Below are 14,602 nucleotides of genomic sequence, written 5' to 3'. Positions count from 1 at the left end.
TTTTATAAGCTATTTGCAATCAAATCGCCTACTTGGGTAGTGGATAAACCCATTTTCCCTGCTGATAAGCTCTTTATCTTGCCGCTAGATAATGCGTTTATGACAGCACCTTCGATTCTTTTTCCGGATTCTTTTAAACCGAGGACTTCGAGCATCATCCCTCCGGCACAAATAGCAGCTAAAGGATTAATGACATTTTTTCCCGTATATTTAGGTGCTGAACCACCTATAGGTTCAAACATGGATACGCCTTTTGGATTGATATTTCCACCTGCAGCTATCCCCATGCCGCCCTGGATCATTGCAGCAAGGTCGGTAATTATATCTCCGAACATGTTGTCGGTCACAATGACATCAAACCATTCCGGGTTTTTCACCATCCACATGCACGTCGCATCTACATGGGCATAATCTGTCTTAATATCAGGGTATTCTTTTGCTACTTCATAAAATGCCCGTTCCCACAGGTCAAAAGCAAAAGTAAGCACGTTTGTTTTTCCGCAAAGAGTTAATTTATTGTTTTTATTCCTGTTCTTTGTATATTCAAACGCATAGCGCAGGCAGCGTTCAATACCAAAACGAGTGTTAATAGATTCTTGGATAGCCACTTCGTTCAGTGTCCCTTTCCTTAAGAAACCGCCTGAACCTGTGTACAGCCCTTCTGTATTTTCACGCACTACGACAAAATCAATATCTTCCGCCTTTTTATCTTTTAGGGGAGACTCAACGTTCGGATAAAGTTTTACAGGCCTTAAATTTATGTATTGGTCAAGCTCAAAACGAAGCCTTAAAAGGAGCCCTTTCTCAAGGATACCAGGTCTTACGTCAGGATGGCCTATCGCTCCAAGGTATATCGCATCCAGCTTTTTCAACTCTGAAAGCACAGTGTCAGGCAGTATCTCTCCTGTCTTCTTGAACCTCTCGCCGCCCAGGTCATAATAAACCCAATCTATCTTAAAACTATCTTTCTTTGAGAGCGCTTCTATAACCTTAATACCTTCTCTTATAACTTCAGGTCCGGTACCATCTCCTCCTAATACACCTATTCTGTAACTCTTTTTATTCATATTCATTTAAGTACTCCCTTCTAATTATTCGTAAAACAAATATCTAACTTGTTTTATTTTCCAGCAATTTTTTTTCGAGGAACTCTTTGAGATTCTCTTCCTGCAAAAAATCTACCTTATTAAATCTTATCCCGTAATATTTTTTCCGTTCTTTTTCAACGACCCGGGCAACAGTAGCATATATATTGAGCACATACCTGCCTTCTAAAATAAAACGAATGGCAAAATTAGTGTTCACTGCAAAATTTATCGTGCTATAAAGCCCCGCACAATTGATTCCAAGGTTAGCGATTTGCCCGACACCTAAAATAGTAAGGCCGTCTGCATCGAAAATCTCCACAGGTATGTTTTTAACTTCTATCCTTTGAGTCTTTCGCCTTTCCTTTGCCTCTGATTTCATTTGTTCCTGATCTTCTGGATCTGAGTCTTTATACACTCTAGTAGGCCTCCTCTTTGGATTATCTCCTGCATAAATTCAGGAAAAGGCTGGGCATGATATACTTGATTCCTTGTTATATTCTTGATCTCTCCGCTAACTAGGTCGGCTTCCAATTCATCGCCGGTTTGTATATTATCAACAGCTTCTGCCGATTCTAAGATAGGGAAGCCTATATTAATGGAGTTCCTGAAAAATATCCTTGCAAAAGATTTTGCTACTACGGCAGAAATCCCGGCCTGTTTTATTGCCAGCGGCGCATGCTCGCGGGACGAGCCGCAGCCGAAGTTATCGGCAGCCACTATAAAATCGCCTTTATTCATTTTCTTCATGAAATCTTTATCAATATCTTCCATGCAATGTTTTGCAAGTTCATCTGCATCTGAAGTATTTAAATAACGGGCCGGTATTATTTCATCCGTATTGACATTTGACCCATATTTATGAGCCTTTCCTTTTAATATCATTTTCATTTTATTATCCTTATATTTTATCAGGTGAAACGATGTACCCTTTTATAGCACTCGCTGCCGCAACGGCCGGGCCTGCAAGATAAACTTCAGACTTTGGATGGCCCATACGCCCTACAAAATTACGGTTCGTAGTTGCGACGCACCTCTCGCCTTCGGCAAGAATACCCATATGCCCGCCAAGGCAGGGCCCGCAGGTAGGCGGTGATATTATCGCGCCGGAATTTCTAAAAAGCTTTATCAAGCCCTCTTCAAGTATTTGATCGTAAACCTTTGGCGTAGCAGGGATGATCAATAACCGCACATCCAGGTCTACTTTTTTTCCTTTTAATATCTTTGCTGCTATCCTGAAATCTTCAATACGGCCGTTAGTACATGAGCCTATTACAACCTGATTTATATATATCTTGTCCAGAGCATGAACCGATTTGGCATTTGAAGGCAAAAACGGCAGAGAAACCTGCAGGTCGATCTTTGAACAATCGATCTCAATTACTTTAGCATACTTTGCGTCAGGATCGCTTTTATAAATATTATACTTTCTTTTTGCCCTGCCCCTGACATAATCTACAGTTATCTTATCAGGTGCTATAAGCCCGCATTTTGCCCCGGCTTCTATCGCCATATTCGACATCGAAAACCGGTCGGACATCGGCAATTTTTCGATAACAGGGCCGGTAAATTCCATTGCCTGATAAAGAGCGCCGTCAACACCGATCATCCCTATAGCAAATAAGATAAGATCTTTTCCTCCGGCCCATTTATTCAGTTTCCCGTTAAAAACAAACTTTATTGTGGATGGGACCTTAAGCCATATCCTGCCGGTTATCATTGCTGCTGCCAGGTCCGTCGAGCCAACTCCTGTGGCAAAAGCGCCAAGTGCACCGTAAGTGCAGGTGTGGGAATCAGCTCCGATAACCAAATCACCCGGCAGAACTATGCCTTTTTCAGGCAAAAGTGCATGCTCTACTCCGCAGTTCCCGCCTTCGAAATAATTCTTAAGGTTTTGTTCTTTTGCAAACTCCCTTATGAATTTAACCTGATCTGCACTTTTAATATCTTTGTTCGGAGTAAAGTGGTCCATAACAAGGACTACTTTTCCCTTATCAAAGACTTCAGAGGCTCCGGCTTTTCTGAACTCTTTTATCGCTAACGGAGAGGTTACATCGTTTCCCAGAGCAACATCGACATTAGGTTCAATGAACTCCCCTGGGAAAACCTCTTTTTTACCGCAATGCCTTGCTAATATCTTTTCAACTATAGTCTGACTCATATTAATCCTCTTTTAGGTAAATGTAGATTTATCATATGCTATTGATTTTTGTGGATGACATTATTTTATTTATAGCCTTAAGATAAGCTTTCGCGCTTGCTTCAATTATATCTGTTGAAGTACCGCGACCTGAATAGCTTATGTCTTTATATTCTACCTTTACGCTGACCTCGCCCTGTGCATCCTTTCCGCTGGAGATAGCTCTGAGAGAGTAATCGATCAGCTTCGGCTTTATTGAAACTATCTTGTCTATGGCTTTATAGGCCGCATCTACAGGCCCGTCGCCGCAGGCAGCTTCCTGAATAATAATCCTTTTGCCTTTATTTAACTTATCGATCTTTCCTATCCTTATAGTAGCTGTAGGGATTATACCAGTGCCGCTTGATGTATTTAAATAATTCAAGGCATAGGTTTCCGGCAGCTGCCTGATCCCTTCTTCAACAAGTGCGGCTATATCGTCATCAAACACGACTTTCTTTTTATCAGTCAGGACTTTAAATTTTTCATAGACCTTCTCAAGTTCTGCTGCGCCCAAACCGTAGCCCAGTTCTTTAAGCCTTTTTAGCAGGGCATGCCGTCCGGAGTGCTTGCCAAGGACCAGCTTGCTTGACGGCACGCCAACATCCTGAGGTCGCATAATTTCATAAGTCAGGCGCTCTTTGATCACGCCATCCTGATGAATGCCCGCTTCATGAGCAAAGGCATTTGAACCGACAACGGCTTTGTTCGGCTGTACTAATATCCCCGTCAGCATCGATACCAGCCTGCTTGATTTATATAATTCTCTTGTATTAATTCCGTAATCATACCCGAAATATTTCTTTCTGGTTTTTAATGCCATCACAACTTCTTCAAGAGAAGCATTGCCGGCTCTTTCTCCAATTCCGTTAATAGTGCACTCGATCTGCCTTGCTCCGTTCAGGATAGCAGCAAGGGAGTTTGCAACTGCAAGGCCAAGGTCATTATGACAGTGTATGCTCAAAACCGTTTTATCTATATTTCTGACGCGCGAATGCAGTTTATTTATCATTCTCCCGAATTCTTCCGGCATAGCATAGCCCACGGTATCAGGAATATTCAGTGTCGTTGCCCCGGCATCTATCACTGCTTCTACAACACTTTCCAAATAGTCAAAATCCGAACGCGAAGCATCTTCTGCAGAAAACTCTATGTCTTCGCAATATTTTTTTGCATAACGCACAGAATTTACCGCCATATCAAATACTTCTTCACGAGTCTTCTGAAGCTTGCGTTTTATATGTAAATCGGAAGTTGAAAGGAAAATATGGATCCTGGGTTTTTTTGAGTATTTGACTGCATTCCAGCAGGTATTGATATCTTTAGTGTTTGCCCTGCACAATCCCGCTATGGCGGGGCCTTTTATTTCTTTTGCAACAAGCTTAACTGATTCAAAATCTCCCGGGCTTGAGATCGGGAAACCGGCTTCGATTATATCTACCCCCAACCGCTCCAGCTGGCGTGCCACCTCGATTTTCTCCTTAATGTTCATACTGGCACCGGGCGATTGTTCGCCGTCCCTTAACGTAGTGTCAAAAAATATTATTTTTTTATTTTTCATTTAATTTGTCCTCCTCGCCTCCTCAGCGAGCCTGCCGGTGAGGTAGGCGGAATCATTTGAATTTTCAAGATTATTTTTCAGGTTTGCTGCCGTCAAAGTTCTTGTTTACTCATCAACATTCTTTAACGTATCTCTTTCTGGTTTTTTAAGTCGTAAAGATAGTTTGAGAGACCTTTGCAATCGCCAATATCTCAATATATACAAGAAGACCCCGGATAGGAAATACAGCATAAATATAATAAAAATAGAATTTTGAGGATAAGTGATTATCAATAAAATACTTATAACTATTAATATCAGAAACTGAAGGGATTTTGGCCGGTTAAACCTGAATTTCTTAAACCCAAAATACGGCACATTTGATATCATTAAAAATGAAACCAGGATCATAAGCAAAGGTAAAGTCTTAAAAAAGAACGGCATTCTTTTCATTAAGATCGGGATTGTCCTAACGGTAATTTCCTCTCCTTGTTCAAATAATTCATAACTTAAAACGAAAGAGGCAATGATCCCTGCAGCAGCAGGAGTAGGCAGTCCCGAAAAATCACTTGAGCTTTCCCCTTCCTGCGCTTTTACGTTGAATTTTGCCAAACGAAGTGCGCTTGCAATAACAAAAAACAGCGCAATTGCTATCCCCGGTTTATGCATAGTCTGTAAAACCATCTGATAAATAAGTACCGAAGGAGCAACACCGAAAGAAACCAGATCAGCTAACGAATCAAGTTCTACGCCAAAACGGCTTGTAGACTTCGTCAGCCTTGCCACACGGCCGTCAAGCATGTCAAATCCTATGGCAATAATTATACACCAGGCAGCATGGGTAAATTGCATATTTATTGAATAAAGCATTGAAACAAAACCTGCGGCAAGATTGCCTGTAGTTATTAAACTTGGTAAAATGTAAATCCCTCGTAACATTTATTTTCCCGTTTCTAGATAAAATATTTATAATTCTGATAGGACAGTTTCGCCGCCTGTTACTTTATCGCCTTCTTTGACCTTAATCCGTGCAGATACAGGTATGGATATATCGACTTGAGAACCGAATTTTATTAATCCTATTTGCTGGCCCATTTTTAGTTCATCGTTCTTTTTTACCCAAGATACGACCCTTCTTGCAAGTATCCCGGCTATCTGTTTTACTGTATACTCGCCGTTTGCGTTCCTTATTTTAATTATGTTCTGCTCATTTTCCATGTGTGCTGCTTTATCCATGGCCGGAAGGAATTTACCCGGCTTATAATCCATTGACACAACTTTGCCTGATACTGGAGAACGCTGTAAATGCACATTAAATACCGATAAGAATATCCTTATGACATTGGTGTCACCTTCTTTAATAATTTCCATTATCCTTCCGTCTGCCGGTGAAATTACAAGTTTTTCGTCATGTGGGACGTTCCTTTTAGGATCACGAAAGAAATAACAGCAAAAGAAACAAAGCAAAATAAAGAATGCCCCGGGATATTTCCAGCCCCCCCCAAGGAACAATAAAATTACTCCTATTATCAATGGAATTATTATAAATGGAAAACCTGCTTTAGCTATAGACATGTTGGATATTTTATTAAAATCTGACCTTTTTGTCAAAATATTTGTTTTTTCTGATTCTATTTGTTGTTTTCGCCGCCTTTTTTCGCATCGGTCTTTTTTTCATCTTCATTGCTTTTTTGCGTTTGATTTTCCTGTACTTTATTATTATCATCTTTTTGACCATTTGTCACGGCTGATCCTTGTTTATCCTCCGATTCATCCTTTTTATTTACTTTCGGTTTTTTTCTTGATTTCTCTTTTTCTATTTTTAGTTTGACCTGCTTTTGATGCCAGTAATTATCAAGGCCTGCCTTGGCTTCAATAAAAGTCATATTTTCAAGTATCTTGATAGCAGCATCTCTTGCACTATTATTATCTCTCAATCTTGAAATAACGGCATTTATAGCCGGTTTGCCAAAACTTACAAGTGCGGTTATCAACTCATCCCGTACCCTGACGCTTTCGGAAGCAAGTATTTTTACTAAGGATTTGATCGCTCTTTGGTCCTTCTTTTTTGCTAAAATTTGTATAGCTTTTATTACAACACCTTCATCTTCATCGTGTAACGCACTTATTACTTCATCAATGATATCAACATCCTGGATTTTCGTCAAAGCTTCAAGTACTGCCAAGCGCACCTTGGGATTTACACTGCGCGCATTCGACAAAACGGGCCTGAATACGGCCCTGTATTTCATTTCACCGAGTGCTTCAATGAACATGGCTTTTATATCATCGTTTGTTGTATTATACAGCATTTCTATCAACTTCTTAACCGTTTTGGTTCCAAGACCGTTCAGCTCAGGCCACTTCTTCTTTGAAACAAAATAAGTAATTTTATCTTCCAACGTGTCCGGCTTATATCCCAGCAGATCAATAGATGCTAAAGCTTCTTCTTTGATATTTTTATCTCCATCTTTAATGAAAGGCAGTATATCCTTTATAACGTTTTTATTTTCAGAAAACCCAAGATACTCGATTACCCTCATCCTGATATTGGGATCCTTATCTTTAAGATATTTTAATAATGGTTGAACCATATCCGGGTTGTTTTTTAGCCCAAGAGCTTCGGTAGCTTTGAACTTTACATCTTCATTACTTCCTAGTGAATATTCCAGGGCTTTATTGCTTTCCTTGCCTTTTATCAAACCAAGCATTTTTACTATCCGCCATTTTACAAACCATTCCTGGTTTGGAAATACTTCGTCCAAATATTTTGCAGCTGTTGCCCCTATATTCACCAAGCCTGCTTCAACTGTCCATCTAATATAGAAGTTTTCGTCTTTTAGAAGCCCGAAAAGAGGCTCTATGGCCTTTTCGCCAAAACACACAATTGACCATAATGCATCTATTTTTAAATCATTATTAACATCCTTCAAAATTTTTATAAGTGCATCGAGTACTTCCTCATCTCCTGATGCGCATGTCCCTATTATACCCAAAGCTATCACGGCACTTTTTCTGACATCATATTCTTTATCGTTTGTAGCTTCAATTAATGGAGCTATCGAATTGGGATCCCTTAATTTTCCCAGAGATTGCGCAGCCTTGACCCTAACTTCCTTATCGTCATCTTTCAATGCTTTTACTAGCGCCTCAAGTACTTTTTTATCCGTGATCGAACCTAAAGCCTCCGCAGCCCTTGCCCTTACTTCCCAATAGCTGCTATCAAGGTCTTGTAAAAGAGGATTAACAAGCTTAGCCTTTTGGTAAGGCTCAAGAATGGTTAATTTATCCAAAGCAGACTGCCTTATGTTGTCATCCCCGGAGATCAAACTCCTCTCAAGAGAACTGCATCCAGAGCATAAGAAAATACTGCCACCCAATAACAACCCTATATTTATAAATAGTTTTATTTTTTTTATATTCATAATTTATTAGTGAATTTTACAAAATTAGTAAGTTCTTTACAACTTTCCCTGCGCCCATTGAACTAAACTAATCCCGCGCTACAGCTACAGCATAAATTTTGCTTGCGCCTGCTTTTTTCAAGGCTTTAGAACATTCATTTATTGTGGCTCCCGTCGTGCAAACATCATCAACCAATAAAACTCTTTTATTTTTAAGGGTTTCTCTGTACTTAACGGAAAAACAGCCTTTTATGTTTCCCATCCTTTCCTCTTTTTTCAGCTTTATCTGTGAATTTGTATATTTTGTCCTTATAAGCGAATTATTTAATACGGCCTTTCCATAATACTTAGAGATATTCAATGCAAGAAGTTCTGTCTGATTATAACCTCTTAATAATTTCTTAAACCAGTGCATCGGGACTGGGATAATATAATCTACATCTATGAGCTCTTTATGCTTTTGTATCGTGTCTTTAAGAAGTTTGCCTAGGAACCTTGAAAGGTAATCCCTGTTCTTATATTTAAACTTGTGTATTAAATCCCTTAAAACACCGTCATACATGCCGTAAGCGCGCAGGTACTCAAAGTAATATTTTGGGTTTTTTTTGCAAGTATAGCACAAAGCCCCCCCATCGGGCAGATAGGAGCCGCACTTTTGGCAATATATATCCCCTATTTGTTTTATGTTTCGCCAGCAATCCGAACAGACTCTCAGGTTATCATCAGCTGCCAGATCCGAACCGCATTGAATACATGTGACCGGGAAAAATAAATTAATTATATGTTGCTGTAGAGACGGCATAGGTTAAATCCCAACAAGCTAATGTCAAATTCCCAAATTAACTCATTCGATTTGTTATTGGGATTTATACTGTATGTAATTTTTAGAATTGTATCGTTAATTTAGCTGAGGCTTCAAGAGCATGAAAATTCTGGTCGGAATCACTCCTGTTCATAAGGTAGCTATAACCAAAACCTAAGGCTGCCCTGAAGTTTTGTGATATTTCATAATCACCTGTAGAGCTCAGGCTGTACTGGTCTGTATTGTCTGTTCCGATATTAATCGAGGAGATTTTGCTGATATATTTTAAATTTGAACTAAATATCAGCCTGTTAGTTAAAGGCAGGGTCCTCTTAGTAAACGGCAGCGGAAGGCCGTGAGGAAACGACATATCTGCATTTGTTTGTACTGTACCGGCATGAGTTATCAGGTCTGCGGTTATCTTGCCTGCCCCGTCTTCACCAAAGTTTTTGGCATAATCATACCTTACTGTAAAACGCCAGACTTTTATATTAAAACCTGTCTGGGTATACAAGGACGTGTTGTCGCCCTTATTAGTAACTATAGGGACTATTTTTGTAAGGTCTTCGTCTTTAGTGTTAGAGTAATTTCCTCCCAAACTTAATTCGAGTCTTTTCTTTAAACGGAACCTTATGTCACTTCCATAGGTCAGGGTATTGTTTTGAGAAACGCTTGAAGTAGTAGAATATTTTTTTTGGTGGCGCAGGTTTAAACTTGAATCATCAAGCCATCTCTCAAGCCAGACTAACTTTTCCCATTTGTTAAGCCCTATGTTAAGGTCCGGCCAAAGCACAGTCAACACATCTTGTTGAGTCCCCGTAGTGTATGTGTTTTGAAGGCTGTCCGTGTACGTAAAGTTTGTAGATAAGGTTTTGAACGGAGAAAACCTGCCGGTGATTGGAAAAGCCTCAAACGGTTTGTAATTACCGGAGAGCCGTCTGTCATCTCTTTTCGTTATGGATTTTATTCTGTAAAATGTAGTATTGCCCGGGTTTAAAGGTTTGAGCAGATTTTCGCGTATCCATAATCTTTTGCTGTCAAAGATCCCTATTACGCTATAAGAACTCTCAACATTTTCATATATATCATTATCAAATTGCTTATAGGAAGCTGCAAACCCCAAAGACTCGAAATATTTTGTCTTAACCACATCTTTAACCTGAAAATTCCAGCTAACTTCCGCATTACTGTTCCTGTCTATATATTTTGTTTGAGAAGGATAAATTATTTTAAACGGGTTTACCGTACTATAATATAAATTATAGTTTTCATTGGTAGTAATATTATATGAAAATGCCGGATTGAGCCAGGAAAATATCCTTAAGCTTGAACTCGCGGCTACATTCTGGCTTGCAGCTTTTGGATATTGTTCATGAGAAGAGTCAAAGGCTTTATCTTTTGCCTTTACCTTAGACAAACTGTAGCTGGGAGAAAATGTAAAGTTTTTCCAGAACTGGAAAGGCGCATTTGCCCTCCAGGCTTCGGTTATTTCCAATGTACTATAATTAGAGATCTCCAGATACTTGTTTAAAGTATCAAGGCTAAGAAAGCTATCACTGTCAGTGATACTTGTCGAAGGATAGACCTTAAAGAAAGAATTTGTTACACTATAATTTCCGGAAATGTTGCCCGGAAAAATGTTAAGCCCGGTTTTAAAGGGCATAAAATTATCGAATTTAAGAGGAAATTCATAACTTAAATTCCCGCTTAAGGTATCTTTGTCCTCAAGCCTTTTTATCTGGTTTGAATCGGTTATAGACCTGGAGTATGAACCCCCTATAGTCGGAATGAGCTTTCGCATAACAGGAATATATTTGGTTACCGGTGAAAAGAACAGTTGAAGGTTTGGATTGGCAGAAGCAGAACCCGTATAACTTATTACCCGTCCTTCTTGAAGTATAGATACAAGGTCCCCGGGCTGATTTTGAGCGACCGCAGGTGTAATCGTTCTTGTTTTGGTAAGGTTTGTATTGATAGGCAGAAACGGGATTCTTACAAGATTAAAATATCCCGAATCTTCCAGATAATCCCGGTTATAAACATCCGCAGAAAAAGTTTGAAAACTTCTATCTATTGACTTTCTTTTCCCCCCCATAGATATCCAGCCAGGCCAGTCAAGGTCGGTATTCAAACGCCAGGCATTCCCTTCTTTTTTCCACGCTTCGCTGACATGTATCTCATTGAACCAAACCTCACCTGATTTGTCAGGGCCCTTGGCTCTTACCCCGACCCTCAGCTGGCTTATGTTAAGCAAATTTGGGTTACCGGTGATTTTTGTTTTTGCTCCGGGTGTTGCGTCAGCAAGCCATTTCTCAGGTTTATTATCACCGTTTATATCTGCTTGCTGGATAGTTATTAATTTCCACCCGGCCCAGTTTACCGGAACAGAGTACTCGAAATAGTTCGTGTCATTGCCTACCTGTAGAAAAATAGTATCACCGTCGGCATTCTTATTGTATACAAAGAATTTAAAATATTTGTAGTTAGACAGGTCATAGGCTCTTCCGAATAGGAGCCTGGTACCGAGCTCGGCTGTAGTTGCTTTATACACGTTGTATCTTACAGATAAGGCCTGTTCCCTTGCTGTAAGAGAATCGGTGCTTTGCATATCATAAAGGCTCTGGTAATCAGGGTATGTCCTTAAGGATGCATAGTCCGGATTTTCTTCATTGTTTATTGCAGATATAGCAATAGTGCTGCCTGCAACCGTATTTCCTGAAATCTCCCACCTGTTGCTTATCAAGGATATGTTCCCTATTTCTATATGCCCGGCTTTTGTTCCAGCTCCACTGTTGCGCAAAGTAATCCTTACCTGCTTAATGCCTTTCCAGTCATCAAAATTGGTTATATTTAACGGTACCTTAAAATATTTCCATCCTGACCAGGTAACAGCTGAATAAGCTACACCGTTATTATCTATCAACTGTTTTCCCTGTCCCAGGCCAAACGGCCCGGGTGAAGCTATAGTATCAGCAGTCTTTAGGACACCGTCGCCATCTAAGTCTTCAGTATCGAGTTTTGCCTTTATATTTACCGTTTCCTTTTTCCCGTCAGGATTTATAAAAAACCATCCTATATCTTCTCCAGTACCAAGGGTACCATCTTGATTTTTATCTTCTGTCTTTGGCAGAGTATTTACATCGCTATCAACCCTTTCGTTAAAAGATCCGTATGAAATGAGCAATTCTTCGCCCTTTGCGTCACCCAGAATCCAGGTCTCAAGAAAAAGCTTTTTAGAATAATCCACACCGACATTGGATATCGGTTGTACGATCGACAGTTCTGTTTGACGGAGCGGGTCTAGGGAATAGTCAATTACAAGAACTTGCTGCTTTTCCTGGTTATTTTGGTCAAGGCTCGTGTTAATATCCCTTTTTGATATCATAGCACTGCCCCAGGTTATGTCATTTAAGTAATACTTTGATCCGTCCGGGTTACTCCCGGGTTTCCAGGACTCGTTAAATAATGAAACAGAATCCTCAAGTTTTATGCTTTCCATTGATTCGATTACTGCTTTATCCATGGTATTCGGATTATTCTTACTTTGAGCATATTCCCCGCCTATAGAGAGTTTCATGGGCGTAAAGGGGAGTTTAATGTCCTTTATCCTTGAATCAGATTCCCAGACCATTAAAGACGTAGGGGTTGTACGTATATCCGGCAGCTTTACGGTATTGGCCGCAAAATTATAAATGAATGTACCGCCGACAAAAATGTTCTTTGTTAAGGAGAGTTCAGACCTTGTCCCTACTAAAGTTGATCCGCCGGCAGTTCCAAACGGCGCGTAATCATACGAAATTTCTATAACTGTACTTTCATTTATTTTTTCTTCATTGAACAAGGTAACTATGCCGGCGTCATAGTCGATATAGTAATCTGCATCCCTGACTATGACTTTGCCGTCCATCGTTATACGCTCTGATTGGGGAACGATCCCGAACCTGCCGAGGCTTATTATCTTTACCCGGTAGCGGTACTCTACAAAAATATTATATAGATGTTTAGCTGTCGTATACAATTCATTATGGAAAGGCTTTTGGTCCGGAGGTTCAAAGAAGAAGACTCCGCTTTCAAAATCTACTGTTATATCGGAGTTTGAAACCGTTGAATATAAAGGTACTTTTTTCCCGCCTTCTATCGCTTTAGGAATATCTCCGTTTAAGTCCTGCACTTTAAGAATAAAGTTACCGCGGCTATCGTCCCGGATTATTTTAACATTTCCTAAATTATAAAACGTTTTTAATTCTCTTGTAATGCCGTTCGTATTTGATTCGTCCTTTACTATCTTAAGTCTTCCGTCATCATCCCTCAAGAAAGAACCATCTCCTTGCCTTTGATAATCTACTGCGACCACATGGTTTGACGGCAGAGAATTTCTAAAGATCACTATGCCCCTGTCGTAATCTATCGTATAATCCTGGCCGGCAACGAGCAGGTCAAAATCACCCGTGTAAGTTTGGTTTATGGTTGTCAGCGAGTCTATTTTGGTTTCTACTACCGTATTAGTCGATGTATTTATATTATTGTTGCTTGCGATACGGTCGTCCCTGTAGACTTTCACAGTTCCGTTTTTTATTTTATCATCTCCGAATTTTATGAGGTAGTATTTAAAGGGTATGTAAGAAGTATCGGCTATGCTCTGCCTTACAAGCTGTGTATTTCCTGTAAATCTTTTCACCTCAGAATCTCCCTTTGTGCGGCTGAAGAAATTCCAGGAATTCCAGCTTTTATATTTTGTAAGCAGTTTTATGCCAAAAAGCTGGCGTGAATACCCTACGAATTCCGTAGAAGGAAGAGACATTGATATATCCCCGAAGGCAGCTTCCTGGACAAATTCTTTCGGGTCGCCTTTGTATACTACGGATATATCTCTTTTGTCTGCACTTGTATCGTCAAAGTCAACGTTGACATTTATTTTTCTTCCCACGCGGCCTTTGATCCTGACCTGTAACTCCTGGTTCATATCAATTGATGAAGAAGAAATCCTTTTTATAGGATCCGGTTTTTCATATATAGTCGCTTTTACTGCCACACCTATGGTCTTCCTGCCTGTTATTGAAAGCTGGGATTCATACGGGAGTTCGACAGTCAGACCGGGCGGCAATGGTGCAGGCGCAGCCTTTGGAGCTGTACTTACACTTACCCCTCCTGGCTGGTATTCTCCGGTTCCTTCAATACGCTCGCGCATTTTAAGCCATCTTTCTTTACTGTAAAATAATATTTTCTTCTGTTCAAGAAAATTTAATAATTCCTTGCCGGCTTGTTCAGTAGGTGTTATACTCGCTGTCTGGGAAGATATTGTGACGTTATTTGCCTGTGAAGTCGAGGTTTTAGTCTGGTAAGTTTGAGTACTTTTTGCCGGAGATGTTGAGATTGAAAGCAATATTTCTTTATTGTCCTGCAAAATAGAAAACTTCTTTTTTGTGTTTAGAATATTTTGAGCATGCAATGATTGGATTACCGCCATTTGGGAAAATAAAATAAACAGTGATAATATAATGCGTTTTTTCATTGATTAATTTAAAATAATAAAGATTTTAAACAATAAATTATGATAAACTGCAAAAAAGCAGTAAATTAAAACATTTTGGT

The 14,602-nt window shown here is 39.7% G+C and carries 10 protein-coding genes; all 10 read right to left on the bottom strand.

The window, feature by feature from the left end:
• Positions 1-2 precede the first annotated feature (2 nt).
• The gene (locus LHV68_01100) at positions 3-1,067 is read right to left on the bottom strand and encodes a 3-isopropylmalate dehydrogenase (GenBank protein ID MCB4790464.1); all 1,065 of its coding nucleotides are present in this window, start codon (positions 1,065-1,067) and stop codon (positions 3-5) included.
• A gap of 43 nt (positions 1,068-1,110) precedes the next feature.
• Positions 1,111-1,503 carry a PilZ domain-containing protein gene (locus LHV68_01095; protein MCB4790463.1) on the bottom strand — a complete coding sequence of 131 codons (393 nt, stop codon included), beginning with the start codon at positions 1,501-1,503 and terminating at the stop codon, positions 1,111-1,113.
• Entirely contained in the window at positions 1,464-1,970 is a 507-nt protein-coding gene (gene leuD / locus LHV68_01090) for a 3-isopropylmalate dehydratase small subunit (GenBank protein MCB4790462.1), read from the bottom strand. Before leuD ends, LHV68_01095 begins: the two co-directional genes overlap by 40 nt.
• 16 nt (positions 1,971-1,986) lie before the next feature.
• Complete coding sequence (leuC, locus tag LHV68_01085; protein ID MCB4790461.1) at positions 1,987-3,246, bottom strand: 3-isopropylmalate dehydratase large subunit; 1,260 nt, start codon at positions 3,244-3,246, stop codon at positions 1,987-1,989.
• Between the two features lie 31 nt (positions 3,247-3,277).
• Positions 3,278-4,825 (bottom strand): 2-isopropylmalate synthase, encoded by a 1,548-nt coding sequence (locus LHV68_01080; protein MCB4790460.1) that lies wholly within the window; start codon positions 4,823-4,825, stop codon positions 3,278-3,280.
• A 105-nt stretch (positions 4,826-4,930) separates the two neighbouring features.
• Positions 4,931-5,743 carry a CDP-diacylglycerol--serine O-phosphatidyltransferase gene (gene pssA, locus LHV68_01075; protein ID MCB4790459.1) on the bottom strand — a complete coding sequence of 271 codons (813 nt, stop codon included), beginning with the start codon at positions 5,741-5,743 and terminating at the stop codon, positions 4,931-4,933.
• 27 nt (positions 5,744-5,770) lie between these two features.
• Positions 5,771-6,379: a phosphatidylserine decarboxylase family protein gene (locus LHV68_01070; GenBank protein MCB4790458.1), complete on the bottom strand. Its 609-nt coding sequence runs from the start codon at positions 6,377-6,379 to the stop codon at positions 5,771-5,773.
• Positions 6,380-6,435: 56 nt separating this feature from the next.
• Positions 6,436-8,229: a HEAT repeat domain-containing protein gene (locus LHV68_01065; GenBank protein ID MCB4790457.1), complete on the bottom strand. Its 1,794-nt coding sequence runs from the start codon at positions 8,227-8,229 to the stop codon at positions 6,436-6,438.
• A gap of 67 nt (positions 8,230-8,296) precedes the next feature.
• Positions 8,297-9,010, bottom strand: a complete 714-nt coding sequence (locus LHV68_01060) for a ComF family protein (GenBank protein MCB4790456.1) — start codon at positions 9,008-9,010, stop codon at positions 8,297-8,299.
• Positions 9,011-9,092: 82 nt separating this feature from the next.
• Complete coding sequence (locus LHV68_01055) at positions 9,093-14,522, bottom strand: hypothetical protein (GenBank protein MCB4790455.1); 5,430 nt, start codon at positions 14,520-14,522, stop codon at positions 9,093-9,095.
• Positions 14,523-14,602: the final 80 nt, after the last annotated feature.

This window comes from Candidatus Liberimonas magnetica (assembly GCA_020523885.1).
Taxonomy (GTDB): Bacteria; Elusimicrobiota; Endomicrobiia; order Endomicrobiales; family JAFGIL01; genus Liberimonas; species Liberimonas magnetica.
The sequence above is the reverse complement of the archived record's forward strand: the minus strand, read 5'-3'. Positions and strand labels throughout refer to the sequence as shown.